This is a genomic window from Nitrospirota bacterium (genome assembly GCA_040754395.1).
Classification (GTDB): Bacteria; Nitrospirota; Thermodesulfovibrionia; order Thermodesulfovibrionales; family SM23-35; genus JBFMCL01.
This window is the reverse complement of record JBFMCL010000002.1, coordinates 54,906-81,893: the sequence shown is the minus strand read 5'-3', so window position 1 is coordinate 81,893 and position 26,988 is coordinate 54,906. Positions and strand designations below refer to the sequence as shown.

Annotated in this window: 27 protein-coding genes and 2 tRNA genes; 17 read left to right on the top strand and 12 right to left on the bottom strand. The window is 49.3% G+C overall.

All coding sequences use genetic code 11. The features are described from left to right. Positions 1-72: 72 nt before the first annotated feature. A complete protein-coding gene (locus AB1552_01570) occupies positions 73-612 on the bottom strand; it encodes a CPBP family intramembrane glutamic endopeptidase (GenBank protein ID MEW6052464.1) in 540 nt (179 codons plus the stop codon). Positions 613-709: 97 nt separating this feature from the next. On the opposite strand from AB1552_01570, the gene aroC reads away from it, so the two are divergent. Then, complete coding sequence (gene aroC / locus AB1552_01565) at positions 710-1,966, top strand: chorismate synthase (GenBank protein MEW6052463.1); 1,257 nt, start codon at positions 710-712, stop codon at positions 1,964-1,966. A 52-nt stretch (positions 1,967-2,018) separates the two neighbouring features. Further along, complete coding sequence (locus tag AB1552_01560) at positions 2,019-3,485, top strand: HEAT repeat domain-containing protein (GenBank protein MEW6052462.1); 1,467 nt, start codon at positions 2,019-2,021, stop codon at positions 3,483-3,485. A gap of 34 nt (positions 3,486-3,519) precedes the next feature. Here AB1552_01560 and aspS read toward each other — a convergent pair whose 3' ends face one another. The 4 genes from aspS to AB1552_01540 all read right to left on the bottom strand — a co-directional run bounded on the left by aspS (position 3,520) and on the right by AB1552_01540 (position 7,525). Then, the gene (gene aspS / locus AB1552_01555) at positions 3,520-5,301 is read right to left on the bottom strand and encodes an aspartate--tRNA ligase (protein MEW6052461.1); all 1,782 of its coding nucleotides are present in this window, start codon (positions 5,299-5,301) and stop codon (positions 3,520-3,522) included. Further along, on the bottom strand, positions 5,288-6,049 hold the full coding sequence (locus AB1552_01550) for a pseudouridine synthase (GenBank protein ID MEW6052460.1): 762 nt from the start codon (positions 6,047-6,049) through the stop codon (positions 5,288-5,290). Before AB1552_01550 ends, aspS begins: the two co-directional genes overlap by 14 nt. 113 nt (positions 6,050-6,162) lie before the next feature. Then, a complete protein-coding gene (locus AB1552_01545) occupies positions 6,163-6,636 on the bottom strand; it encodes a deaminase (GenBank protein ID MEW6052459.1) in 474 nt (157 codons plus the stop codon). Positions 6,637-6,676: 40 nt separating this feature from the next. Then, positions 6,677-7,525: a DUF3187 family protein gene (locus AB1552_01540; GenBank protein MEW6052458.1), complete on the bottom strand. Its 849-nt coding sequence runs from the start codon at positions 7,523-7,525 to the stop codon at positions 6,677-6,679. On the opposite strand from AB1552_01540, the gene AB1552_01535 reads away from it, so the two are divergent. Further along, positions 7,526-7,675, top strand: coding sequence for a hypothetical protein (locus AB1552_01535; GenBank protein MEW6052457.1), 150 nt, complete (start codon positions 7,526-7,528; stop codon positions 7,673-7,675). Positions 7,676-7,953: 278 nt separating this feature from the next. Here the strand turns inward: AB1552_01535 and AB1552_01530 are convergent, their stop codons facing one another. Together AB1552_01530 and AB1552_01525 are read right to left on the bottom strand one after the other, a co-directional pair. After that, entirely contained in the window at positions 7,954-8,220 is a 267-nt protein-coding gene (locus AB1552_01530; GenBank protein MEW6052456.1) for a CopG family transcriptional regulator, read from the bottom strand. After that, positions 8,198-8,473: a BrnT family toxin gene (locus AB1552_01525; protein ID MEW6052455.1), complete on the bottom strand. Its 276-nt coding sequence runs from the start codon at positions 8,471-8,473 to the stop codon at positions 8,198-8,200. The genes AB1552_01530 and AB1552_01525 overlap by 23 nt, the downstream gene beginning before the upstream one ends. A gap of 188 nt (positions 8,474-8,661) precedes the next feature. Here AB1552_01525 and AB1552_01520 point away from each other — a divergent pair, with 188 nt between their 5' ends. Continuing rightward, entirely contained in the window at positions 8,662-9,324 is a 663-nt protein-coding gene (locus AB1552_01520; GenBank protein ID MEW6052454.1) for a hypothetical protein, read from the top strand. Between the two features lie 317 nt (positions 9,325-9,641). Here AB1552_01520 and AB1552_01515 read toward each other — a convergent pair. The 3 genes from AB1552_01515 to AB1552_01505 all read right to left on the bottom strand — a co-directional run bounded on the left by AB1552_01515 (position 9,642) and on the right by AB1552_01505 (position 11,871). Then, positions 9,642-9,719 (bottom strand) — tRNA-Glu (locus tag AB1552_01515). Between the two features lie 5 nt (positions 9,720-9,724). Beyond that, positions 9,725-9,800, bottom strand: a tRNA-Lys gene (locus AB1552_01510). 127 nt (positions 9,801-9,927) lie between these two features. Next, positions 9,928-11,871 carry an aconitate hydratase gene (locus AB1552_01505; protein MEW6052453.1) on the bottom strand — a complete coding sequence of 648 codons (1,944 nt, stop codon included), beginning with the start codon at positions 11,869-11,871 and terminating at the stop codon, positions 9,928-9,930. 244 nt (positions 11,872-12,115) lie between these two features. On the opposite strand from AB1552_01505, the gene lysA reads away from it, so the two are divergent. From lysA to dapA, 3 genes are all read left to right on the top strand, one after another. Then, complete coding sequence (gene lysA, locus AB1552_01500) at positions 12,116-13,372, top strand: diaminopimelate decarboxylase (GenBank protein ID MEW6052452.1); 1,257 nt, start codon at positions 12,116-12,118, stop codon at positions 13,370-13,372. A gap of 43 nt (positions 13,373-13,415) precedes the next feature. Further along, positions 13,416-14,270, top strand: coding sequence for a diaminopimelate epimerase (gene dapF / locus AB1552_01495; GenBank protein ID MEW6052451.1), 855 nt, complete (start codon positions 13,416-13,418; stop codon positions 14,268-14,270). Between the two features lie 99 nt (positions 14,271-14,369). Continuing rightward, positions 14,370-15,242 (top strand): 4-hydroxy-tetrahydrodipicolinate synthase, encoded by an 873-nt coding sequence (gene dapA / locus AB1552_01490; protein ID MEW6052450.1) that lies wholly within the window; start codon positions 14,370-14,372, stop codon positions 15,240-15,242. A 190-nt stretch (positions 15,243-15,432) separates the two neighbouring features. On the opposite strand, the gene bioD is transcribed toward dapA, so the two are convergent. Together bioD and bioF are read right to left on the bottom strand one after the other, a co-directional pair. Next, positions 15,433-16,137: a dethiobiotin synthase gene (gene bioD, locus AB1552_01485; protein ID MEW6052449.1), complete on the bottom strand. Its 705-nt coding sequence runs from the start codon at positions 16,135-16,137 to the stop codon at positions 15,433-15,435. 223 nt (positions 16,138-16,360) lie between these two features. Then, entirely contained in the window at positions 16,361-17,494 is a 1,134-nt protein-coding gene (bioF, locus tag AB1552_01480; GenBank protein MEW6052448.1) for an 8-amino-7-oxononanoate synthase, read from the bottom strand. Positions 17,495-17,669: 175 nt separating this feature from the next. On the opposite strand from bioF, the gene AB1552_01475 reads away from it, so the two are divergent. From AB1552_01475 to xerD, 10 genes are all read left to right on the top strand, one after another. Further along, positions 17,670-18,092 carry a hypothetical protein gene (locus tag AB1552_01475; GenBank protein ID MEW6052447.1) on the top strand — a complete coding sequence of 141 codons (423 nt, stop codon included), beginning with the start codon at positions 17,670-17,672 and terminating at the stop codon, positions 18,090-18,092. Further along, the gene (atpF, locus tag AB1552_01470) at positions 18,089-18,697 is read left to right on the top strand and encodes a F0F1 ATP synthase subunit B (GenBank protein ID MEW6052446.1); all 609 of its coding nucleotides are present in this window, start codon (positions 18,089-18,091) and stop codon (positions 18,695-18,697) included. The genes AB1552_01475 and atpF overlap by 4 nt, the downstream gene beginning before the upstream one ends. Next, positions 18,694-19,233 carry an ATP synthase F1 subunit delta gene (gene atpH / locus AB1552_01465; GenBank protein ID MEW6052445.1) on the top strand — a complete coding sequence of 180 codons (540 nt, stop codon included), beginning with the start codon at positions 18,694-18,696 and terminating at the stop codon, positions 19,231-19,233. Before atpF ends, atpH begins: the two co-directional genes overlap by 4 nt. A gap of 4 nt (positions 19,234-19,237) precedes the next feature. After that, positions 19,238-20,749 (top strand): F0F1 ATP synthase subunit alpha, encoded by a 1,512-nt coding sequence (gene atpA / locus AB1552_01460; protein MEW6052444.1) that lies wholly within the window; start codon positions 19,238-19,240, stop codon positions 20,747-20,749. 24 nt (positions 20,750-20,773) lie between these two features. After that, positions 20,774-21,652 (top strand): ATP synthase F1 subunit gamma, encoded by an 879-nt coding sequence (gene atpG / locus AB1552_01455; GenBank protein MEW6052443.1) that lies wholly within the window; start codon positions 20,774-20,776, stop codon positions 21,650-21,652. 41 nt (positions 21,653-21,693) lie between these two features. After that, on the top strand, positions 21,694-23,115 hold the full coding sequence (gene atpD, locus AB1552_01450; protein ID MEW6052442.1) for a F0F1 ATP synthase subunit beta: 1,422 nt from the start codon (positions 21,694-21,696) through the stop codon (positions 23,113-23,115). 34 nt (positions 23,116-23,149) lie between these two features. Further along, positions 23,150-23,560 (top strand): F0F1 ATP synthase subunit epsilon, encoded by a 411-nt coding sequence (locus AB1552_01445; protein MEW6052441.1) that lies wholly within the window; start codon positions 23,150-23,152, stop codon positions 23,558-23,560. 134 nt (positions 23,561-23,694) lie between these two features. Further along, positions 23,695-25,146: an HD domain-containing phosphohydrolase gene (locus tag AB1552_01440; protein MEW6052440.1), complete on the top strand. Its 1,452-nt coding sequence runs from the start codon at positions 23,695-23,697 to the stop codon at positions 25,144-25,146. Between the two features lie 12 nt (positions 25,147-25,158). Then, positions 25,159-25,881: a tRNA1(Val) (adenine(37)-N6)-methyltransferase gene (locus AB1552_01435; GenBank protein MEW6052439.1), complete on the top strand. Its 723-nt coding sequence runs from the start codon at positions 25,159-25,161 to the stop codon at positions 25,879-25,881. A gap of 163 nt (positions 25,882-26,044) precedes the next feature. Further along, positions 26,045-26,926 (top strand): site-specific tyrosine recombinase XerD, encoded by an 882-nt coding sequence (xerD, locus tag AB1552_01430; GenBank protein MEW6052438.1) that lies wholly within the window; start codon positions 26,045-26,047, stop codon positions 26,924-26,926. Positions 26,927-26,988: the final 62 nt, after the last annotated feature.

The window sequence follows — 26,988 nt, the reverse complement described above, 5'->3', positions numbered from 1 at the left end:
TTGGGTTCTTGAATAGTTCTCATTGGCGTTCCGGCGGGAAAGCAATCTCAGAGGACGATAGCGCAGACTGCTTCAGTGTGAAGCAGCGCCATAGACAATATTTGCCAGCAGATGAAATATAGTCCCCGGAAGTATATTGTCCGTTTTCATATACAGCCATCCCATTACCAGTGACGGGAAAAAACTGAGCAGAGCCGTCCATTCACCGAGGAACATAGCCTTCGGCAGGTGGGCAACAGAAAAAAGCAGGCTGGTGACAAGAATTGCCTGCAGGTTCCTGCCGAGCGAATCCTGAAGAAACCCCCGGAAAAAGAACTCCTCCGGCAGGGCTATCCCGATGAGCTGAAAAAGGAGGGAATGCCCGGTCAGCACCTTCAGATCACTTCCAAAGAGCATGTAATAGGGAATCAGGATCGCAGCGGAGACGAGGAGGCCCGCAGCGGAATCTTTTACCGAGAGTCTGAATTTCACCCGGTGGCCGACGATAACAGGAAATGCCATCATCAGGACGGGCAGCAGGCTGTGGGAAAAACTGTCTGATGGTCCGATGATCCTGAGGAGAAATGACAGGCAAAGAACTGCAAGATAGCCCGATAGGGTTTTGGTATTCATGGTAAATAATCGTCTTTCACCGGCAGTTTTGTCAATTCTCAGGCGTACTGATGGATTTCTCCCTGAACCCCTGACTATGGTATACTTTCAGGAAATAATGGGAGCCATTCGCTACATAACTGCCGGTGAGTCTCATGGAAAAGCTCTGGTCGGCATTCTTGAGGGGATTCCATCCGGTCTTTCCCTGTCTGAGGAGGATATTGATAACGACCTGAGAAGAAGGCAGGGCGGATATGGGCGGGGCGGGAGAATGAAGATAGAATCCGACCATGCCGAGATCATCTCAGGGGTCAGGTGGGGGAATACCATCGGTTCCCCGGTGGCGCTTATTATCACGAACAGGGACTATAAAAACTGGGGGGAAGGGATGTCTGTGCATGCCCGGGCAGCAGGGTCTATCCCTGCTGTTTCCAGACCGAGGCCCGGACATGCAGATCTTCCCGGTGCAATCAAATATGACCATCATGACATACGCAATGTCCTCGAACGCTCAAGTGCGAGGGAAACAGCCATGCGGGTCGCACTGGGGGCCGTGGCAAAGCGTTTTCTGGCAGAATTCAACATCACCGTCGGCAGTTATATCGTGCAGATAGGAGCAGTGAGGATCCCTGAGTCAGGGCGTATCAGTCAAAGCCCGCAGCAGAAACAGCTTCTGCAGGCATTCAAAAGGGCTGAGAAATCGCCTGTCAGATGCCCTGATGAAAGGGTTTCTCAGAAGATGGTCAGGCTGATAGACAAGGCGGTAAAGGAGGGGAACTCCCTTGGCGGGATATTCGAGGTTTTTGTAACTAATGTGCCGATAGGCCTTGGAAGCCATATCCAATGGGATACACGGCTTGACGGAAGGCTCGCACAGGCATTGATGGGCATACAGGCGATTAAGGGAGTCGAAACCGGGCTTGGTTTCCTGATGAGCGGCAGGTTCGGATCAGAGGTAATGGATGAGATATTTTATCAAGGCAAGGCCGCAGGGCGCGGAGAAAAGATCCGTCACGCAGGAAACCGCTCCAAAGAACCGGAAATCAGCGGCAACGGATTTTCCAGGAAGACCAATTTCTCCGGCGGTATCGAGGGAGGCATGACAAACGGTTTGCCGGTAATTGTGCGCGCGGCAATGAAACCGATCCCGACACAGAGAAAACCGCTTCAGTCAGTGGATATCTTTACCAAGAAAAGGGTTGAGGCGGCGTACGAACGGTCCGATATCTGTGCGGTACCTGCGGCAGGGGTTATCGGGGAAGCAGTGGTTGCACTGACGATTGCAGATGTGTTTCTCCAGAAGTTCGGCGGCGACTCCATGACCGAGGTAAAGAGAAACTATCAGTCATACGTGAAATATATGCAGGCTTTCTGAGAACGAAGAAGAGCACGCAGTTTTTTGTAGCTTGATCGTTGGGGGAGGAGATATGAGAAGCATAGCCACACAAATAATGCTGACGGTCGTGCTTGTGTTCATGACGCAAGCTCAGTGTTATGCCATACCAGATATCCCGAAAGAAAAAATTCCTGAAGACCTGGCCCCTGAAGTGAAAAAACAGATCGAACTGCTGTATTCCCAGTCTCCTGCAGAGAGAAAGAACGCAGCCGTGAGACTCGGGGATATGGGAGCGAAGGCGGTTCCCGCTATCCCGTACCTTGCCGCCATGCTTGGAGATGAGGCATCCGTGATCATCCGCGCAGATGATACGATACTGGGGTCAACCTCGCCCTCCCGCGAGGCCATGATCGCCCTTAGCAAGATAGGCAGGCCTTCCGCAGGACCTCTTGCTGCTGCGCTGAAAGCGAAAAGCATCACTGTCAGAAGAAATGCGGCTGAAGCACTCGGGATGATTCGGGAGAATGGTGTCGTGGACGCGCTGGTCGGCGCCTTGAAGGATGAGGATGCCGAGGTCCGTTACAAAGCGGTAATGTCTCTGGAAGAAATCAGGGACGCACGTGTACTGGAGCCGCTGAGTAAATTGCTGAAGGACAGGAAGTCAAAGATTCAGCTGGCGGTGCTTCGTGCCCTTGAAACGATAATATACAGCCAGAAAGACCCCCGGTCGACGGACTATTTGATTGCCGCATCACAGAGCAAAGAGCCGGTGATCAGAAGGATGGCGGTGAAGGCGCTTGAAGGAAAGTCTGACAACAGGGCAGTCGACATCCTTATTGATGCGCTTCTGGATGAAGACAGCACGGTGAGGATAAACGCGGCTGCGGCGTTGGGAGCGGTAAACGATGAACGTATTATAGAACCCCTGATCTCTGCCCTGGGAGACGGTGACAGGAATGTGCGTGACAGCGCGGCAAAGACATTGCTCAGAACAGGCGCTCCTGCGGTGAAAGGCCTTATCCTGGCACTGAAGGACGACGATATTTCCATCAGGCAGGCAGCAGCGAGAATACTCGGAGAAATCAATGATACCCGGGCGGTTGTACCGCTCATCGAGTCACTGAAGGATGAATCCTGGGCTGTACGTGCAGAAGCTGCAAAAGCCCTCGGAAATACAAGTGATTCTCATGCGGTTGAGCCCCTGATCGATTCCCTGAAAGATAAAAATGCCCATGTGCGTGGAAATGCCACGAAGGCGCTCGAACGTATCGGGGGACCGGGCGTGGAGCGGCTGATTTTTATGCTGAAGGATGGCGATATCCATGTCAGGTCGGCTACCGCAATAATCCTGGGATCAATAAAGGACAGCCGCGCAGTTGTCCCGCTCATAGAAGCACTCAGGGACGAATCATGGGTAGTGCGATCGGAAGCCGCGAAAGCCCTCGGAAAAATAAAAGACCCCCGCGCGATTGAACCCCTGCGTGATGCAATGAATGACCGTGACAACTATGTGCGTGATATTGCGGCTGGTGCATATGAGAGCATCAGAAGCCAGTAGGGCAAACGCATAATCGTACTGGTGCTTCCCGTCCTTATGCCTCCGGAATGTCTGTCCTGATATGGAGCTCTCTGAGTTGTTTCTGTTCCACAGGCGACGGGGTGCCGCTCATGAGGCAGAATGCCTTCTGTGTTTTCGGGAATGCGATAACATCCCGTATTGAGGAAGCCCCGACCATAATCATGACAAGCCTGTCCAGGCCAAGCGCTATCCCTCCGTGCGGAGGTGCCCCGAATTCAAGCGCATCGAGCAGGAACCCGAATTTCATCCGCGCCTCTTCCCCGGAGATTCTCAGGATATCGAACATCTTCCTCTGCAGGTCACGACGGTGGATACGGATGCTGCCACCGCCGATCTCGTAACCATTCAGGACAATGTCATAGGCTTTTGCATGGAGAGAGGCGAGAATCCCCTTATCCTCCGTATTGCCCGACAGCATCTTTTCAATATCCTCATCCATCGGCGAGGTGAACGGGTGGTGCATCGCCTCGAACCTCTCTTCCTCATCATTCCATTCGAGGAGAGGGAAATCGGTAATCCATGCAAATCTGTAGCCGGGCTCTACGAGGTTCAGCCTTTTCCCGAGCTCAAGCCTCATCCTGCCCAGGACGTCATGCACAACCTTCTCTTTATCTGCGACAAAAAGCATAAGATCTCCTTCGCCTGCCTGAAGCCGTTCTGCCATCTGCCGGAGAATCTCATCCGGAAAGAATTTCACAATGGGAGACTCGAACCCGTTTTTTACCTTTATCCACGCAAGCCCTTTAGCGCCGAAAGACTGGGCCTCCTCGGTCAGCATGTCGATCTCTTTTCTTGACAGGGATGCCATTCCCGGCCCGTTTATCCCCTTAACCCTTCCTCCTGACCTGACAGCGTCGAGAAAGACCTTGAACGTTCCTTTTTCCGCAAGGTCTGCCATGTCACTGAGTTCAAGGCCGAACCGGAGGTCAGGCTTGTCATTCCCGAATCTTTCCACAGATTCCCTGTAGCTGAGATGCGCAAACGGGATGGCGAGTTCCTGATCAAGAATGCTCCTGAAGAGCGTCTGCATCATGCCCTCAATAATCCCTGTCACATCCTCGATGTCCACAAAAGACATTTCAAGATCTATCTGGGTGAACTCGGGCTGCCTGTCTGCCCTGAGGTCTTCATCCCTGAAACACTTCACGATCTGGAAGTATTTTTCGAGGCCGGCAGCCATCAGGATCTGTTTGAATATTTGCGGTGACTGAGGCAGCGCGTAGAAATTTCCCGGGTTCAGGCGGCTTGGCACAAGATAATCTCTTGCCCCTTCAGGGGTTGACTTGGTAAGCATGGGCGTTTCGATTTCAAGAAAACCCCTCTCGTCGAGGTAATCCCTTACAATCTTTGTGACTTTGTGCCTGATAATGAAATTACGCTGCATTTCAGGTCTCCGCAGGTCCAGGTACCGGTGCTTCAGCCGCAGCATGTCCGAGGCATCTGCAGCGTCTTCCACGCTGAAAGGCAGGGGCGCAGATTCATTCAGGACTGACAGACTGTTCACATACAGCTCAACCATCCCGGTCGTCATGCCGGGGTTTTCCGTCCCCTCAGGCCGTTTTCTTATTTCTCCAGACACAGAGAGCACATATTCGCTCCGCAGGTCATGGGCATGTTCATGCGCTGCTCCGGAAACGTCGGGGCTGAATACGATCTGGAGGACCCCGCTCCTGTCCCTCAGGTCTATAAATATGAGGCCGCCATGGTCTCTCCGTCTGAATACCCATCCGCAGAGACTCAGATTTTTGCCAATGTCAGATTCCAGTATCTCCCCACACCCTTTATCGCGAACCATCTGCCCTCCGATCAGTGAAAAATTCTTTTTTCACTTTCTCTATTTCTTCGGCTGTCAGGAACCGGTATGCACCTGATTCCAGGTCGCCGAGCGACAGATCGCCAAACTTTATTCTCTTCAGTTTCAGCACGGGATGTTTGATGTCCATGAACATCCTTCTGATCTGTCGTTTTTTCCCTTCATATATGGTCATCTCAAACCATGTATTGTGTTCCGTCTCCCGCAGTTTCTTTATCCTCGCAGGAGCGGTTACCCCTTCCAGGAGCCTGATCCCTTTCCGCAATTTCTGGACCTTCGCCTCGTCCGGTTCTCCTTTCACCTTCACAAGATAGGTTTTGTATATCTTTTTTGAAGGATGGAGCAACGAGTGCGCGAAATCTCCATCATTCGTCAGAAGCAGCAACCCTTCAGAATCATAATCGAGCCGTCCGACGGGGAAAACCCTGTATTTTACCTTCTTGAGGAAATCTTTTACAGTGGGCCTGCCTTCAGGGTCATGGAGTGTCGTAACCACCCCTTTCGGTTTATGGAACATGAGATACACCTTCGGTTCCGGCCTGATCAGAAGCTTTCCGTCAAGCTTTATATGGTCCTTTGCAGCGTCCGCCTTGGTGCCGAGCGTTGCCATTTGACCATTGACCGTCACCCGGCCCTCCATGATCAGCTCTTCCGCTTTCCTTCTTGACGCGATCCCCATTTCGGAGAGTATCTTCTGGAGCCTTTTTTCCATAAGAGTTAATGATACCATAGATCATCTGAACGATTTGTGGAAGCCGGGGAGACAGAAACAGCGCAGCGGGATGAAAATGTATGAAAAACCATATCCTATTGGGATACACAAGTATTTGTACACTCAGCAGGCTAAACCCTTTTTTTGAGCCACTTCTTGGGGTTTACGACCGAAAAACCCCCGTTCCCGTCGGAGCAGACCACTTTTGCTATCTGTGAGTTCAGAATCATCCGCTTGCACATCATGCAGGGCTCGGAGTTGCACTCGCGGCTGTCTTCATCGGTTCCGGAAATGTAGATCGTGGCATCCCTCAGTTCATCCGCAGACGCACGGATTATTGCATTGGCCTCTGCGTGTACGCTGTGACAGAGTTCATATCGCTCGCCGTGAGGGATCTGGAGTTCTCTCCGGGTGCATTTGCCTACGTCAAGGCAGTCTTTCATCCCTCTGGGAGCGCCGTTATACCCGGTGCTGACGATAATGTTGTCCTTGGTGATCACCGAGCCATATTTCCTCCGGAAACAGGTTGCTCTGGCCGAAACAGCCTTCGCGATCCCGATAAAATATTCGTCCCAGTCGGGTCTCAGTTTTTTCGGCTTTTTCATGATATGTATAATAGCTTACGGAATCAGATGCTTACAAGGTTCAGAACAGTCTCCGGAAAGAAAAATTCATGGTGAAATCCGGCGCTCCGGAGGTATTGGGATCTTCGGTAAACGAGACTTCAAGGCTGTTCTTCCCGGCAGAATATCTCCCCCCGAATGAGAGGAGTACCGCAGTCCTGTCAACGGATGGAATATCCGTCTCCGGAAAAGGGGAGCTGTGCACAAGAACCTGGCCGATGAGGCTGATATGCTTCCATAGGGCAGCCTCAATGGCGGTGCTGCCATAGACGAATTCCCTGCTATCCACTTTTTTGAGTGCCCGCAGATCACCGGGAGAGACAACCCCGATGTTCAGATACGATTTGAATTTCTCACTCAGTTGCGCATCACACAGCACAGCCAGGCCGGCGCCGAAGCTGCCGCTTCCGAATCCGGTGTGTGCATCTCCTGTCGGGAGTTCGATCTCGCCCTTTATACTGACGGCGGGATTGCCGCTCAGGAGAGGTTTTTTCGCAGTAAGGCGGATATCACCGGGTCCCGTTCTGCCGTTTTTCCCCTTCACCACAAGAGTGCCGCCCTTCCTCACTTCATAAAGGAACTTGTTGTCCGACCTTCTGCTCCGCCCGTAATCCGGGAAGCCGAATGTATCATGATAATCTTTGAGAAAGCCGTCCATGAACCCGGAACTGAAACTCAGCAGCGGAAGGTCGATCCCGAGTTCGATAAAATCTCTGACAGTCTTTCTGAACCTGAAAGTTATTTCCGTTATTTCCATGTCAAGACCCGCAGTCCACCCGGGTGAATTCCTCACGAGATGGACGCTCGAATGTGAAAGACTTGCAGACAGAGTATCTCCCATAGCTGCAGATTCCGGAGAGGGAGCATTCAAATGAAGAAAGAGCGGAAACTGGTTTCTGACCTGCAGAGGACCGTCAAAGGCGCCTGCTGGCAAAGAGAGGGATACAATGAGCAGAAGAGACAATACTGCAACCGTCAGCATTTTCATGACGGGAAATACGTTACCAAAGGCAGACGGTGAAGTCAATTGAAGAAAAAATTGGCGTCCCTTTATTTATGATTTTCGAACCTGGTTGATGCAGAAGGCAGCTTGACTACTATTTTCCACTACAGAAGTATTATGAGAAAAGTAATTGTGGTGGAAAATGGCAAGGCCAATTTTATAATGTCCGTCTCGAAAGAGTTTTTCAAAGAGGAACGGAGTGTCACCGGCATTAAAAACTTGCCTCAATGTCTTCCTGAAGTGCGCGCCGATTGTATACACCATAAGGCCGCGTAGTTCTTTTGTAAATAAACTGATTAACTGGCTTTCCTCGTTCCCTTTTCTTGCCTCACTCTTTCATGAAGCCAAACTTTTATTAAGGCACCTCTGTCTACTCCGATCTTCCGACGTATTTCGTCAAGTTCATTCACCAGGGACTCAGCTACATCGATTGTTAGACGCACCTTTTTCCCATGATGTATTATCTTTGACTTCTTCATATCAATCAAATCATGGATATCTTCTCCCGCGTCAAAACGCTGGTCGAACTCCCTTATATTCTTAGCCAATTTTTTCTTTTTCATATAATTTAACCTCCTTCCCCCTTGACCGTCTCACAGAAATAAGTCTTATGGTAGACTCTTCCCGAATAGTATATGCAGCAGTCCAAAACATTCCCTGTAAATGTGCAATAAGGATTCTTCTTTCTTCGATAGGGTATGGCGCTTCGATTTCGATTCTATTTTCGTCAAGCCAGAGTGCCTTGGCAGATTCGAAATCAATTCCGTGTTTATCCATGTTGGCACTACTTTTTCGAGAATCCCACTCAAATTTCATAATATATTATACAGAATTTAATCAATATCTGTATAAAATAAGAAGAAGATCCAAACTTATTTTCGATGTGTTCCTTTTTTTAAGGTGAGGCAATTGTCCTTCCTGAAGTCCTCAAGCATCGCTTCCTGCTATAATGGAGCATATTGCTATGAGTATCCGACGCTAACATTATGAAAAAATAAATACCAATGCATGACATAACTTGGACACTAAAACTACAGATGGATGCTCAGGAACGCCTTCCCAAGCTTAAAGATTCCATCTCCTTCGAAGACATTGCGATAACAATAGCAAAGAACCTCGCTGTGCTCTGCTGTCACACTAATAGGATCGAGGGCACTGATTTTCAGAGGCCAGTATATACTGTGGAAATAGGAAGAACCTTGTTCGATCAATTTTTTAATTCAGCTACTGGATATCGAGCACAGTATTTTCGATCCCCGTGGGCTGGTCTTCAAGCAAATGCGTTATTCATGAAAACTATATTGCCGCCCATTCTTGAGAGCGCACCATCTACAGCATCGGTCCTCAGCGTCGATTTTATTCGGGAATCACTTTCTACTCTCTCTGCTAAAGCCTGGCTTACTGAACATGGCAAAGAGATTGATTTAGAATGCCCTTCGTGTAAAGGTGAATGGAGTTCAGGGCTATCTGGCCATTCACAGATCGCGGAGATCATAAATGGGAGGTGGGAGATAGCCTCCGGACAGAAAGCGGAGTGGGGCCGAAAGGCACCTTATCTCACAAAGCTTAGAATCATGGGCGCATTTCTTGATAGTCGTTATAACGAATTTGTACCCTTTGATAAGAGGTTCCGTGCTAATGACATATATCAATTCGGTTACTCTTAAAGCGGCTCGACAGCCGATCGGGATTAAGCTGATTTGGTTTTAGCAAAGGTGATTGCCCCGACGGATCAGATGGACCATTAGACAATTCTCCTGTTAACCATCACTTTTCATCTTACGTAATTTTTGCGCCCTTGTAGGTGCAGGCTGCATCCCGGTTAGCTCCGAGGGCATGTTCATTCCCTGAAAAAACAATCACAGCCTTGTTCTATGATGCTTAATTATGAGCTCCTGTAAGAAACCCTTTTCAAGTGTCATAAGGCATCCCGCAAATAAAAAAACCCTTTGACATGATTGCCAAAGGGAGTTGATTTTGGTATTGGCGTCCCCAACGGGATTCGAACCCGTGTTACCGCCTTGAAAGGGCGATGTCCTAGGCCGGGCTAGACGATAGGGACGCGATTGGTGAGCCGCGTTGGATTCGAACCAACGACCCACGCCTTAAAAGGGCGTTGCTCTACCAACTGAGCTAGCGGCCCGGATTAGATTTTTAATTTACCTTTTTCGGTACAAACTTGTCAAACAGTATCATGCGAACTGCTTCGGAACAGAGGCATTTTTCCAGCAAATGAAACAGGAGACATGTCATCCCCTCGACAGCCTGCATTATTCAAGACGCTTCTTCGTGTTCGGCAGCAATCCCCCCGAGATGATAATCTCCTGTTCACGCGCATTGAGCTGGGAAAAGACCTCAAAGACGAAGTTCCTTGACTGATTGTGCACGATATACAACTGGGTTCCGGTAATTCCGTTCATGACGTCCCTGATCAGCAGCCTGTCACCCTGTGCAACTTTTTCATAATCCCCGGCATCTCTGAAGAGAAGGGGCAGTATCCCGAAATTGATCAGATTCGACCGGTGTATCCTGGCAAACGATTTCGTGATTACCGCATGCACGCCGAGGAACATCGGAGCAATGGCTGCATGCTCACGGGACGAGCCCTGGCCGTAGTTGTCTCCCCCGACAATAATCCCTCCGCCTGAGACCTTTGCTTCTTTTGCACGGGTGCTGAAGGTGCTGTCAATATTGCTGAACACGAACTCAGAAATCGCCGGTATGTTGGAACGGTACGGAAGCACCGCAGATCCCGCAGGCATGATATCATCTGTGGTGATGTTGTCTCCGAGCTTGATGAGCACTTCTGCGTCTATGGCATCCTGAAGAGGTGCCTTAATGGATATCTCCCTGATATTGGGTCCCTTAATGATTGCAATGTCCGCCGTATCAGTCACCGGAGGGATGATGAAATTCCTGCTGATCAGATACTTTTTCGGCTCTCTGAAAGGGCTGATATGCAGTCCTGATTCACGGGGATCGCGAATCATCCCCTGTAACGCAAACACGGCGCACGATACCGGGCTTGCAAGATACACAGATGCGTCTTTGGTGCCGCTTCTGCCCTTGAAGTTCCTGTTATATGAACGGACCGAGACCTGGCCGCTGCCCGGCGCTCCCCCCATGCCGATGCAGGGTCCGCAGGAAGCCTCGAGCATTCTTGCCCCTGCTGCCACCATGTCGGCAATAAGTCCCTCTTTTGCGATCATCTCATATACCTGTTTTGATCCCGGATTGATCAGGAGATTCACATCCCTTGCAACAGTGTTGCCCCGCAGGACTGATGCAACGGTCTTGAGGGCCTGATACGAGGAATTGGTGCAGCTTCCGATGCAGACCTGGTCGACCTTTGTCCCGGTGAGGCTTTTTACTGAGACCACATTGTCCGGGCTGTGAGGCTGCGCGATCATCGGTTCAATCTGGCTGAGGTCTACGTCGATACTCTCGGCATATCCGGCACCCCTGTCAGCCTTCATCTCGATCCAGTCGGCTTCTCTCCCTACTGCGGCAAGATACGCCTTTGTTTTTTTATCGCTCGGGAATATCGACGTTGTCGCGCCGAGTTCCGCGCCCATATTGGTGATGGTAGCTCTTTCGGGAACAGAGAGATCCCTTGCCCCGCGGCCCCCGTACTCAAATATTTTCCCGACGCCGCCCTTTACCGTCAGCCTTCGCAGAATTTCCAGGATAACGTCCATTGCGGTCACCCACGGGCGCCGGAGTTTTCCTGTCAGGTTGATCCTGACCACCTTCGGCATGGTCAGCTCGAACGGAGCCCCGCCCATTACTGTCGCTGCATCGAGTCCGCCGACACCGATTGCGATCATCCCCATGCCGCCGCCTGTCGGTGTATGGCTGTCTGTGCCGAGCGCGATTTTCCCCGGTGCGGCGAACTGTTCGAGATGCACCTGATGGCAGATGCCGTTGCCGGGCCGTGAAAAATAGGCGCCGAACCTTGCTGCGGCAGTCTGAAGAAACACGTGATCGTCAGGATTCATAAAATTCTGCTGCAGCATGTTGTGATCGACATACGAGACCGCGAGTGGGACCTTCACCCGATCGATCCCTATCGCCTCGAACTGCAGCCAGGTCATGGTGCCGGTGGCATCCTGTGTATAGACCTGATCAACTTTCAGTCCCACAGGGGTGTCGGGTTTCAGTTCGCCGTATACCCTGTGGGCTTCGAATATCTTTTCTGCAATGTTTTTTCCCAATTTAACCTCCGTATCCTGTGCATGCTGTGAGCCTGTATTATGTGTATTATTCATGCCGCGCCTTCCTTTCCGAAGGAGTGAGCGGGAATGTCCAATGCCGTCATTGGCAATACGGATATTTTTCAAATGTAACATATCCGTAAGACTGAAATCCAAAATTGCATCGCCCCTGTGCCTTGAGATAAAAAGAAAATATGTTTACAATATAGCCGAATTTAAAGAAATAAAAACCTGGAGATCTCCCATGCATTCATTCAAGTACCGGTCCGGCGAGTTGTATGCCGAAGATGTCCCTGTCAGAACTCTTGCGAAAAAATACGGAACGCCGTTGTATGTATACAGCTACACCACTCTTCTGCGGCATTTCAGGGCATATGACGAAGCGTTTAATGATTATCCGCACATCATCTGTTATGCGGTAAAGTCCAATCCGAGTTCTGCGATCATCAGGCTGTTCGCAAAAAACGGCGGAGGCGCTGATATCGTTTCAGGAGGGGAACTTTTTGTCGCCCTGAACGCGGGGATTCCTTCCAAAAAGATCGTGTATGCCGGTGTTGGCAAGACGGTTGAGGAAATACGGTTTGCCCTGAAATCAGGCATCCTCATGTTCAACGTGGAGTCTGAAAATGAACTGCGGGAGATTGACAGGGTTGCAGGCAATATGAAGAAGAGGGCGCCGATAGCACTGAGGATTAACCCTGACATCGATCCGGAAACCCATCCGTATATTACGACAGGAATGAAGAAGCATAAATTCGGCATCCCCATCGAAGATGCGCTGGAATATTACCGGCTTGCATCGGGACTGAAAAATATTGATATTGTCGGTATCCACAAGCATATCGGTTCCCAGATCACAAAGGTAACCCCTTTTGTAGATGCGCTGAAAAGGATATTGCTGCTTATAGACAAACTTGTTGCCCGTGGTGTTGCGATCAAATATCTCGATGTCGGAGGCGGTCTCGGCATTTCGTACAAGGATGAGGAGCCGCCGGTTCCCAAAGACCTTGCGCAGCACCTCATACCGCTGCTTGAAGGCAGGAAAGTGACCCTGATTATGGAGCCCGGGAGGTCGATTGTCGGGAATGCGGGCATACTGGTGACACAAACACTCTATCTGAAAAAAGGGCAGGCGAAGGAATTCGTGATCGTCGATGCAGGGATGAATGACCTCATCCGCCCGTCACTCTATGAAGCGTACCATTCCATCCAGCCTGTGGTAAGAAACAGGAGAGAGAGAATAATCTGTGACGTGGTTGGCCCCATATGCGAGTCCGGTGATTTTCTTGCACGAGAACGCGAGTTGCAGAAAGTAAAGCAGGGAGAATATCTCGCGGTCATGAGTGCCGGCGCATACGGTTTTTCGATGAGTTCCAATTATAACAGCAGGCCGAAAGCTGCAGAAGTTCTGATAAAAGGGAAACACCATGTGCTGATAAGAAAACGCCAGACGTATCACGATCTCGTGATGCACGAACATATCCCCGGATATTTGCAGTGAACAGGCTCGATAAAAAGAAAAATCACTTTATACTGCGATGAAAATCCATTTTACAAAAATGCACGGCCTTGGCAATGACTTTGTTGTGGTGGATTGCATGCAGGAGGCGTGTCCTCACGGGACAGAGGACCTCAGGACATTCAGCCGGCGGGCATGTGACAGGAGATTCGGTATCGGCGCAGATCAGCTGCTCCTTCTCTATCCGTCTGACAAGGCTGATTTCAGGATGCGAATTCTGAATGCTGACGGAAGCGAAGTGGAGATGTGCGGAAACGGTATCCGGTGTCTGGCCCGATACATCTGGGACAGAAACCTTTCCGGCAAGCGCATTCTCGATATCGAAACCCTTGCAGGCATCATCAAACCCGAGAAGGCTGCCGATATGGTCAGGGTCGATATGGGAGAGCCGGTATTTGATCCGGAAAGGATTCCTGTAGCAATACAGGCTTCAGAGAGCAGTCAATGGCATGAATCCGGAATGATTATTGACTACCCGCTACAGGTTGCTGACAGGGAATTCCGGATCACCTGTGTCTCGATGGGCAATCCGCATGCGGTTATTCTTGTTGACCATGTTGACGGGTTTCCCGTATCACGTTACGGGCCCATGATCGAAACGCACCCGTTATTCCCCAACAGGGTGAATGTCGAATTCTTCGAAATCCTTTCTGAAAAGGAAATCCGTATGCGTGTGTGGGAAAGGGGTTCCGGTGAAACCACGGCGTGCGGCACGGGTGCATCGGCAGTCGCTGTTGCCGCACACAGGAAGGGACTTGCAGGAAGATCCGTAACTGTCCATCTGGCCGGTGGTGACCTTTTCATCGAGTGGGATCAGAACAACCGGGTGTATATGACAGGGCCTGCTGTGCATGTGTTTGAGGGCATAATAGATATCTGAGAAATGCCGGTGTATGCGACATTCCGTATGAGAGACAAAGAAACAATACAGTATCGGACGGGTTTGAAACTTGTATAAACCCTTAAAAAGGAGGCAGATATGTTTAAAGGGTCTATAGTCGCAATCGTTACCCCCTTTAAGAAGGGGAAGGTTGATGAAAAGGCGCTTGGAGATCTGATCGAATGGCATATTGCCCAGGGAACCAATGCGATTGTCCCGTGCGGCACGACCGGAGAAGCGTCAACGCTCGATTACAAGGAACATTACAGGGTTATTGATATTGCCGTGAAGACAGTGAAAAAACGGGTTCCTGTCATTGCGGGAACCGGCGCGAATTCAACGGATGAAACAATAGAAATAACAGAACATGCAAAGAAATCAGGTGCAGATGCAGTCCTGCTGGTTACTCCTTACTATAATAAGCCTACCCAGGAGGGGCTCTACAGGCATTACAAGACCGTTGCGGAAAAGGTTGACATCCCTATCGTTCTGTACAATGTCCCGGGACGTACTGCAATCAATATGCTCCCTGCTACTGTTGCCCGCCTTGCGGAAATAAAGAACATCGTTGCCATTAAGGAGGCGACGGGTGATATGAAACAGGTCAGCGAAATCATTCGGTTGTGCGGGGACAGGATTACCGTAATTTCCGGAGATGACTTTACCACACTCACGCTTCTTGCCCTTGGCGGCAAAGGCGCGATATCGGTATCTGCGAATGTTGCGCCAAAGGCGGTGTCGCAGATGTGTGCATCCTGGCTGAAAGGACAGCATGACAAGGCACGGGAACTCCATTATAAGCTTGAACCCCTGAACGCGGCAATGTTCTTCGAGACAAACCCGATCCCGGTCAAGACCGCCCTTGCCATGATGGGGAGAATACAGGAGGAATTCAGGCTTCCGCTCTGCGAGATGGCACCGGCCAATAAGGAGAAGCTGAGGAAAGTGCTTGCCGATCTGAAGCTGATATAGTCCGGGAGCAAAGCCAAACCGGATTCAAGAATTTATTTCGTGTGAGAGCGGAAATGAAATGCCGGAAACCGTCGTCAGCGTCCTGCGAGTTGCGGGCTTGCCGGTGAACGGATAAGGATGACAAAGAAGAGTCCGTTGTGACCAATTGAACGGACATGCATGGCTGCGCGAGTGTCTGAATGAAAATACGCTAAAGATATGACCTGATAATGTCCAGATCCAGGTTTTGCAGGGCAGCTTCCTCTATGGCCTGTGCGCTCAAATCCTTCAGGTGGGGAAACACTCCTATGAGCGGAACCGGGCTGATTTTTGTCAACACTTCCGGATTTGTGGCCTCTGCAAGGGAACTGTCGGGAGGATGGTGGTAGTTGATGATGATGCCCGCGACAACGAGACCTTCATTGATCGCATATTTCACTGTGAGCATCGTGTGATTGATCGTGCCGAGACCAGGTCTCCCAACAACGATGACCGGTAATCCGAAATCCTTTGCAAGATCGAGCACGAAGTAATCCCTTGTCACCGGCACAAGCAGCCCGCCGATTCCCTCCACCATAACCGCATCATATTTCCGGGACAGCGTATGATATACCTTGTGCACTTTCTCAAGGCTGACTGGTCGTCCCTTGATTTCTGCCGCAGGAAACGGTGCAAGCGGGTTCTCAAAGCGGCATGGCGAGACGTCATTCTCTGTCTCTTCCATGCGGGAGATCTTTTTGATGAACATGCCATCGGAAGGTATCAATGTCTCATCTTCTCGGAGGCAGCCTGTTTCGATCGGCTTCATTCCGCAGACCCTCAGTCCGAAGGTTTGTACGGACTTGATCAGCGCAGCCGTGATAACGGTTTTGCCAACTCCTGTATCAGTGCCGGTTATGAAAAAGCCCTTTGCCATTGTATGACCTCAAGCACCTAGACCATATTATTCATACATAATTATTCATAATTATTCATACATTTTTCTGATTATCCTGAGAACAGCGTATTTTTTTCTCATTCTCGGTCGTTCCTTCCTGCAAGGCTTTTGCCTCTTTATTTTCACATAGTGTATTTGACTATCAGCAAAAGAATCCGCGCAAATACGCTATCCTCAGCCACTCTTCCCATTTTAATATTGGCTAGGCGGCTTCTTTCAGTGTGTCGATTAATCTTCCGATGTCTTCATCGGTATGTGCGGCGGTTACGCTGATTCTTATTCTGGGCTGCTTTACGGTTGGTGGACGTATCGCGGCCGCATAAATACCCTTTGCAAACAGATGTCCCGAAATGCGCATGGTGTTTTCTATCGTCCCTGTTGCCACAGGGATTATCGGTGTCTCGCTGCCCATGATATCATATCCGATACCTCGTATGCCGTCTGCTGCCTTTTGCCGGTTCTCCCAGAGCTTGTCCAGCATCCCGGGAGTGTTTTCGACCAGTTCAAGTGCTGCACCGGATGCGGCAATCACACATGCCGGCAGCGCTGTCGAGAACATGAAGCTCCGTGCGCTGTTTCTGACCCATTCAATGACATCTGCACTTCCTGCAAGAAAGGCTCCGAAAGACCCAAGGGCTTTCGAGAACGTTCCCATCTGGAATATCCATGGTTCGGGCTCAATCCGGAAATGCGCGAGCACACCTCTGCCTTCCCCTATTACCCCTGTTGCATGGGCGTCATCCAGATAGAGCAGTGCATCGTAGGCCTTGCAGAGGTTGCACAGGTCCCTGACAGGTGCGATATCCCCTTCCATGCTGAAGATGCTGTCTGTAATGATGATCTTCCTGATGGTATTGTTCTGCCTTAAGAGGTCTTCGAGATGCGACATGTCTTTGTGTCTGTACACATGGGTTCGTGACTGGCTGAGCCTGCATCCGTCGATGATGCTTGCATGGTTAAGCTCATCACTGAACAAAGCCGTAGCATCATCCGCGATTGCAGGTATGATGCCGGTATTTGCCGCATAGCCTGAATTAAAGACGAGCGCGGAGTCAGTTTTTTTGAATCCGGCTACTCTTTTTTCGATTTTATTGTGCAGTCTGCTTCCTCCGCCGAGAAGCCGTGATGCGCCTGCACCGAACCCGAATTCTTCCAGCGCCTGCCTCGCGCGCGCGACAATGAGAGGATGATTTGCGAAACCGAGATAGTCGTTCGAAGAAAAATTGAGATATTCCCTGTCCCTGAAGCGTATCCGTGCCCCCTGCGGGGACTGCCGGTCATTGATGATTCTGACAAGATTGTCATCTCTCAATCTGCTGATTTTATCGAGGAACATGCGGGTATTTTACCATAATGAATATGCGGAAAAAGGCAGGACAGATGCGGATTCAGACATAAAACTGCAAAATGAGAAACATTATATTTTTGAATTTCAAAAACCTCTTGACAATCTTTTTTTGCCTGTGGTATTCTGGTGTCGCTTTTCTAAACTACTCAATGGAAGGTGAAAGATGCTAGATATTCAGCCATTATGGTTTATTGTGTTAGCCATCCAGTTTCTTGTCTTAATCTTCATTCTCAACGCCATCCTTTTCAATCCCATCATGAAAGTCTTCAAGGAACGGGACGATACGGTCAAAGGCGCGCTTGATGCTGCCAGAGAGATGACAGAAAAAAGGGAAGAAGGCATTGCAAGGATGAACCGTGAGCTTGCCGAAGCCAGAAGCAAGGCAAAGGAGATGTTTGAATCTCTCAAGGCCGAAGGCCTGAACAAACAGAGGGAACTGCTCTCAGCAACAGAAGCGGAAGCGGTTGCAACCCTTGAGAAGGCGCGGGCAGAGATCAAGTCCGAGGCTGAAAAGGCAAGAAATACGTTAAGGGCCGATGTTGACAGGTTTTCCGATGAAATCGTAAGAAAGCTGGTGAAGGCATGAGAAAGGGAAAAAAGAATCCAGAAAACGGCATTCATAAGTTTTTCAGTTACATTCTGCTGCTGGTTGTCGCCAGCCTGACATTTGCGTCTTATGCATTTGCCGGTGGCGGAGAGGGTGATCATGGTTCACTGCTGAAAGATTATATATGGAAGATCATCAATTTCCTTGTACTTGTTGTGCTCCTTTTTGTATTCGCGAAAAAGCCGTTTCAGAATTTCCTCCAGAAAAGGACTGAACTGATTGAGAAGACCCTGAACGAGGCAAGGGAAGCGAAGGAAATCGCTATCAAAGCCCTGCAGGAAGTGGAGGAAAGGCTCAAGGTGAAAGACAGTGAAATAGAGGCAATCCTTGCTGCGGCAAAAAAATCCGGCGAACAGGAAAGGGACATCATCACAAGTGAAAGTGAAAAACTCAAGGCAAAAATACTGGAGCAGGCAAAAGCCAATATCGAGTTCGAACTGAAACATGCAAAAGAAGCCATTAAGGCTGAAGCGGTTGAACTTGCCATGGAGCTCGCCGAAAAGAAAATCAAGGAACAAATGACCAAAGAGGAGCAGGAAAAACTGCTTGCAGAGTCTCTTGTGAAGATAGGAGGCAAAGGTTGAAACCGACAAAAGAAGCAAACAGGTACGCAAAGGCATTGCTTCGAAGCATAAGCCTCGAAAATGTGCCGCAGTCACTTGCCGAACTTAACGCAGTGAATGACCTGATGGTAAAGAGCAGGGAATTCAGGAGCCTTGTTATCAACCCGAGGTTCACATCGGACGAAAGGACAACAATCCTTAAGGCGCTTTCGGAAAAGATGAAGCTTTCTGAGTACACGGTCAAATTTATTCTGCATCTTTCTGATGTCGGGGTTATCATCGCGCTCCCCGATATTATCAGGATAGCCACGAATCTCTACCTCGAAAAGAAGAAGAAGGCTAAGGCGGTGGTCATGACCCCCATCCAGATAAGCAAGGATCATGAGAATACACTCAAGGCATCCCTGAAGAAACTGACTGACAGGGATGTGGATTTGGAATACGTTGTGGATCCTTCCCTTCTCGGCGGAATTCTGATCAAAATGGGAAGCACCATGTACGATACGAGCATAAGAGGCCAGTTAAGGCTTTTAAAAGATGAGTTAATAAAGGGGTGACATTATGCCAGAAATCAAGACAGAAGAAATAAGCGAACTTTTGAAGAAGCAGATCACAGACTTTGAAAAGAAGGTTGACGTAAGTGAAATCGGTACCGTGACCTACATCGGTGACGGTGTCGCAAAGATTTATGGCCTTGACAATTGTATGGCCATGGAAATGCTCGAATTCCCGAACGGTGTTGTCGGGATGGCACTGAACCTTGAAGAAGATTCAGTCGGTGCGGTTCTGTTCGGTGAGGACAAACTCGTGAAGGAAGGCGATATTGTCAAGCGTACCGGAAAGGTTATGGAAGTTCCGGTCGGAGATGAACTGAGAGGGAGAGTAGTCAACGCAATCGGACAGCCGATTGATGGCAAGGGCCCGATCAACACAAAAAATACCCGCAAGGTCGAAGTTGTTGCCCCGGGCATCATTAAAAGAAAACCGGTTCATGAGCCGCTCCAGACAGGCATTAAGGCGGTAGATGCCATGATTCCGATCGGAAGGGGGCAGAGAGAGCTCTGCATCGGCGACCGCCAGATCGGCAAGACAGCCATCCTCATTGATACAATCATAAACCAGAAGGGTGGCGATGTTACCTGCATTTATGTCGCCATCGGACAGCGGCGGCCGGCTGTTGTCAATACCGTTAAGAAACTTGAGGAAATGGGCGCGCTCGAGCATACAATCGTAGTTGTTGCAACAGCGAGTGAGCCGGCGCCTCTCCAGTATATTGCACCGTATGTCGGCTGCACCATGGGCGAGTATTTCAGGGATAACGGCAAACACGCCTTTATAGCGTATGATGACTTAACAAAACAGGCACAGGCATACAGACAGCTTTCCCTGATTCTGAGACGTCCTCCTTCGCGTGAGGCATATCCCGGCGACGTTTTCTATCTTCATTCAAGACTTCTCGAAAGGGCGGCGAAGATGAGCGACGAGATGGGCGCGGGTTCTCTGACCGCAATTCCTGTTATCGAAACACAGGCTGGTGACGTCTCCGGATACATACCTACAAACGTCATCTCCATTACTGACGGTCAGATATACCTTGAGCCGGAACTTTTCTACGGTGGTATAAGACCGGCGGTGAACGCGGGTCTTTCGGTCAGCCGTGTCGGCGGCGCAGCCCAAATAAAGGCTATGAAACAGGTTGCCGGTATGCTCAGGCTTGACCTTGCCCAGTACAGGGAGCTTGCCGCATTTGCCCAGTTTGCCTCCGACCTTGATAAGGCAACCCTTGCACAGATACAGAGAGGGCAGAGAATGGTCGAGCTTCTGAAGCAGGACCAGTTCGTTCCGATGTCGGTTGATGATCAGATTATTGTCATCTTTGCAGGAACCCAGGGATTTCTGGATGACGTGCCGGTTGAGTCGATAAGAGCTTTTGAGGAAGCCTTTATGAGGTATATAAGAGCTGAAAAACAGGATCTGAAAAAAGAGATCATGGAAAAGAAGGCACTGGATGATGACCTTAAAGCAAAACTGACCGAGGCAATCACAGCTTTCAAGAAAACCTACTCAGCATAATACGGTTTTGATAGGAGAGGATACATGCCAACTTTAAGGGATATAAGAAAAAGACTAAAAGCGATCCAGAGCACAAAAAAGATCACTGCCGCGATGAAGATGGTTGCAGCAGCGAAGATGCGGAAGGTGCAGGACCGGATGCTGAATTTCAGGCCTTATGCCTCACGGATGGAGACGGTGCTGTCTGACCTTGCGAGTGTCGCTGAGCGGGAGATACATCCCCTTCTTGCTCTGAGACCGAAGAAAACCGTAGAAATACTGGTGCTGACATCAGATAAAGGCCTTTGCGGAGCGTTTAATACAAATATCCTGAAGGCTGCGTATAAATATATCAATCAGATGAAAGACGAAAATATTGAGTTTACCCTCAGCGTTATCGGAAGAAAGGCCCGTGACTTTTTCCGCAGAAGAGGTGTGCCGATGAGAAACACCTGGATCGGGTTATCCGGCAGAATATCTTATGCCAACGCCCAGGAGATCGCAGGCAATCTCACAGAGCATTATACAAATGAGTCGTTTGATGAGGTAATTGTTTTTTATAACGAATTCAAGTCCCTTATCTCACAGAAAGTTACTTCCATGAAACTTCTTCCTGTAGGAAAGCTGGCAGGAGGAGAGGAAAAGAAGGAAACGGCGATGACCGCTGATTACCTTTATGAACCGTCCCGAGCAGCAATATTTGAGAGACTGTTGCCGAAATACATTGAAATACAGATTTACCGGGCGTTGCTTGAATCATCAGCTGCAGAGGAAGCGGCAAGAATGGCAGCCATGGAGAACGCGACAAAGAATTGTTCTGAACTGATCAGCAAAGTAACGCTCCTGGCCAATAAAGTAAGGCAAGCCTCAATTACTAAAGAACTGATGGATATCGTCGGCGGCGTTGAGGCGTTGAAGGATTAGGGATTATAAAGTTCAAGGATTTTTAATATAGCTTAGGGGGTATTGAAATGAATGTAGGAAAAATATCACAGGTAATAGGTGCAGTAGTAGACGTCGAATTCGAAAAACAGTTGCCGAAAGTACGTGATGCTGTGACGGTAGATTTTGCCGGAGACCCTGAAAAGGGCATACCGGAGATCCATGTTACCCTGGAAGCGGCCATTCATCTTGGTGAGAACAAGGTGAGAACAATTGCCATGGGACCCACGGATGGTATGGTGAGAGGCATGGAGGTCGTTGATACAGGCCAACCCATAAGTGTGCCGGTTGGCAAGTCATCATTAGGAAGAATCATAAATGTCGTAGGTGACCCTATTGATGAAATGGGATCAATAGAAACAACAGAGAGAATGCCTATTCACAGACCTGCTCCTGATTTTACCGAACAGGAAGCTACTACCCAGGCATTTGAGACAGGCGTGAAGGTTTTTGACCTTCTCATCCCGTTTGTTCGTGGCGGTAAAATGGGAATGTTCGGTGGTGCAGGAGTCGGAAAAACCGTTATTATCATGGAGATGATCAACAACATCGCCATGGTCCACGGCGGTATCTCCGTGTTTGCAGGCGTTGGTGAAAGAACAAGGGAAGGAAATGACCTTTATCTGGAAATGAAGCATTCAGGCGTTTTGCCAAAGGCAGCCCTTATTTACGGTCAGATGAACGAGCCTCCCGGCGCGAGAGCAAACGTCGGACTGAGCGCCCTGACCTGTGCAGAATACTTCAGGGATCAGGGACAGGACGTTCTCCTGTTCATCGATAACATTTTCAGATACACACTCGCATGGGCCGAGGTTTCCGCGCTTCTCGGAAGAATGCCTTCAGCGGTCGGATATCAGCCTACTCTCGGAACAGACATGGGCGCACTCCAGGAAAGAATTACCACGACAAAGAAGGGCGCGATTACCTCCATGCAGGCGATTTATGTCCCTGCTGACGACCTTACAGACCCTGCGGTTGCCACAGCGTTTACGCATCTTGACGGAACCGTCGTTCTTTCACGGCAGATTGCAGAGCTTGGTATCTATCCTGCTGTCGATCCCCTTGATTCAACATCAAGAATCCTTGATCCAAAGGTAATCGGCGAAGAACATTATGCCGTTGCAAGAAACGTTCAGAAAACACTCCAGAGGTACAAAGAACTCCAGGACATCATCGCGATCCTCGGTATCGAGGAACTTTCGGAAGATGATAAAATGATCGTTGCAAGGGCAAGGAAACTTCAGAGATTCCTGAGCCAGCCGTTCCATGTCGCGGAAACATTTACAGGCCAGGCAGGTAAATATGTCAAGACTGCCGATACCATAAAAGGCTTTAAGGCTATTGTTGAAGGACAGTACGATGACATTCCTGAACAGGCATTCTATATGGTAGGCCCGATTGAAGAGGTTGAAGAGAAGGCCAAGAAACTCGGCTGGAGCAGATAGGCATAAAGAAAGTCAAGATTAAGGCAGGAGAAATATGGAGAAAGAAAGCAAATTAACACTTGAGGTTGTTGCCCCGTATGGCCTTATATTAAGCGAGGATGTTGATGAAGTCACCTGTTCCGGAAGTGAAGGTGAGTTCGGGGTACTTCCAGGACACGTGCCTTTCTTTACAACCCTGAAAATAGGGATGCTCTCTTATAAAAAGGGTAATGCAATAAAATATATCTTTGTAAACTGGGGATATGCAGAGGTCGGGCCCGACAGGGTCATGGTACTCGCCGACAGTGCAGAGAAATCTGAGGATATAAATGTTGAGAGGGCAAAGGCTGCGATGAAAAGGGCAGAAGAAAGACTCAAGAAAGCAGAAGAGTTCGATTTTGCACGTGCATCCTCATCCCTTGAAAGGGCAGTCACCAGAGTGCAGATAGGAGAGAAGTTCAGGTAGGATAAAAGCATTCCATAGTAATTCAACACACTCACAAAGGCCATGCATTTAAGCATGGCCTTTTTTATGCATGGAATTACCGTAAAAAAAACTGGTATCATATGGAGCGACATACTCTAAGGTGATTCATTGACATGCAAAAAGAAAGTGTCCTCATAATAGACGATGAGGAGTTTATCCTTCAGCTTTCCAGAGACATCCTCTCCAAGACCGAGTACCGTGTGAAAACGGCCGCTGACGGAAAAACGGGAATGAAACTTCTGTCAGAGGACAGGTTTGATCTTATCCTGACCGATATCAAAATGCCGGACATGAACGGCCTTGATGTGATCAGGCAGGTGCGAACCCATAATACAGAGATCCCGATTATCGTCATTACCGGTCATGGGACACTTGATACCGCGATCAATGCGCTCAGATTAGGTGCGCAGGGGTTCATATTGAAACCATTTACTCCGCTTGAACTTCAGGCTGCTGTTGCTGAAGCTCTCGAAAAGGCGAGGCTGCTGAGAGAAAACATCAGGATGCGGGCATTGATGCCGCTTTTTGAAGTGAGCAAGGAAATAATAGGGGAAGTGGACCAGAAACGTTTGCTCAAGCTGATAGTGGATACTGTGGTAAAGGAAACACACGCAGAGAGGGTATGGCTTGCTTTGTTCGATGAAAATACCGGCAGGCTGCATCTGAAAGAGCATTACGGGTTATCGCCGGATTTTGTGCACCATGCTGAATCTGTCTTTAAGGAAAACAATCCCCTGCTTATTACCAATGAAATCGGGTTGAACCGGGACTTTCATGAAATCAACAAGGGCTACGGGATGTCTTCCTACGTTTCTGTCCCGCTCTCGATCAGGGGAAATATAATCGGCCTTCTCTGTATCAGCAGGCTTGACCCCGGGCATTCTTTTTCTTCGTCGGAGATCGAACTTGTTTCGGTCCTGAGCGGACAGGCTGCCGCTGCCATAGAAAATGCCCATCTTTATGAGAAACTCCAGCAGTCCTATCTCTCGATGATCGTTACGTTGTCCGGGGTAGTTGAGGCGAGGGATTTGTATACTGACAAACATATGAAGGATATTTCCGAATACTCAGTAGAGATCGCGCGAAAGATGGGGCTTCCCGAGAATGATATTGAAAACATCAGAAAAGCTGCACTGCTGCACGATCTGGGCAAGATTTGCGTTCCTGATCACATTCTCATGAAGGACGGCAAGCTGTCCGAGGAGGAAATGAATATTATAAAGAAACATCCTGTAGATGGCGCAAAGATCATTGAGCCTGTAGCGCCGATAAAGGAGGCAAGAGAGATCATCAGACATCATCATGAGTCTTTTGATGGTTCGGGCTATCCGGACGGACTCAGGGGTGAAGCAATCCCCCTTGGTGCAAGGATTATTGCTGTTGCGGATGCATTCGGCGCCATGACCACGGACAGGCCTTACCGGAATGCCCTTTCGATGGCGGACGCCATTCAGGAAATCAGAAGGTTCTCAGGAATCCAGTTCGACCCCCGCGTGGTAGAGATATTCATCTCCTTCCTGCATGAGAAAGGGATTGTGCAGGATACGGTAAGAGAAAAGACCTGAAAAAGATACGGAATGGATATTTCGCTTGACAACATCCGCGACATACAACTCTATCAGTCAAAAAAAGGGTACCGCTTCTCTGTCGACTCACTTCTTCTGTTTGATTTTGTAGCCCTCAATAACGTCGGCACCATTGCCGATCTGGGTGCAGGATCAGGGATTATCGGGATGCTCCTTGCAAAGAAATATCCCCGGGCGTCGGTAGACCTTCTTGAGGTGCAGGAAAGCCTCATCGGGCTTGCGGAAAAAAACATTGCGCTGAACGGGCTTGACGGCAGAGTAAGGGCGAAGAGGTATGATTTGCGGGATATTCCATCGCTGAATTCTTTCCACGGAAAGTATGACCTTGCCGTGTCAAACCCTCCGTTCAGAACTTCCGGAAGCGGGCGTATCAGTATCGGAGAAGAAAGGGCAGTTGCAAGGCACGAAATAAAGCTCATGCTCCATGAGCTTATAAAGGCGGCTTCTTTCTGCCTGAGGGAGAAAGGCAGGGTATGCATGATTTATCATCCCGGCAGGCTTCCCGAACTTATCGAAGAGTTGAGGGATAAGAACCTCGAACCAAAGAGACTGAGGTTCATCCATTCGAATATGTCCTCGGAGTCAAAGATATTTCTGGTGGAAGCGGTCAAAGGAGGCAGTGCAGGGGTAAAGGTCGAAAAGCCATTGTATCTTTATACGGAAGCAGGCGATTATTCGGATGAAATGAAGTCGATCTATACGTCGGGCATGTAAGACGGCGGCATCGAATGTGTGCCGGCTCGGTATCGACAGAAAAGGAAGGCTCCACATCATGGTGCCCCCGGGATATTATGCCTCATGATAAAATTGATATATATTGTATGAATGGTGCTGTATAAGGAAATCATATGAGGGTGAATAATAAGGCGATGTGTGCATGGATCTGATACAAGATTTTCTGGCATATCTGACCGCGGAGAGGGGGCTCTCGAGAAATACTGTTGAGTCCTATCATCTTGATCTTAAGAAATTCCTTGAATTCCTCAAGGCAAGGGACAAGGACACGGAGCGTTTTGCAAGGGCTGATATTGTTGATTTCATGGAACATCTCAGGGATGAAGGGTATTCTGTAGCGAGCATCTGCAGGTTTATTTCGGCAATTAAGGGGTTGTGCAAATACCTTATCATCGAGGCAGTGATCCGTGAGGATCCTTCGGAGAATCTCGAGACACCGAAGAAGTGGGAACGGCTCCCGAAGTCAATGAGCATTTCGGACATCGAAGCACTCCTTTCAGAATTCAGTAGTGAGATATCCAACCCGACCGTAATGAGAGATTACGTCATGTTTGAACTCATGTATTCCTCAGGACTCAGGGTCAGCGAACTGGTTTTTTTAAAACTCGAAGATATCAATTTTGAGGCCGGATTCCTTCGGGTTATGGGAAAAGGGTCCAAAGAAAGAATCGTGCCGGTCAACATGAGGGCTGTCGGGTTGCTCAAGAAATACGTGGGACTCCAGAGAGGAGAGATATTAAAAAAGAAGCGTTCCCCGTATCTTTTTGTTACCAACAGGGGAAAGGCAATGACCCGGCAGCGTTTCTGGCAGACGGTGAAAAGGATAGGAAAACGGGCAGGCATAGAGATATCACCACATGCAATACGGCATTCCTTCGCAACACATATGCTTGAGGGAGGCGCTGACCTCAGGTCTCTCCAGAAGATGCTCGGACATTCTGACATCTCCACGACGCAGATATATACCAGGGTGACGACAGACAGGCTCAGGCAGGTGTACACAAAACATCACCCAAGGGCATAAACAGTGTAGCCGGCCTGCGGGGCCCCCCCCATGTGACAAACTTGAAAACCAGCGGAAGAACC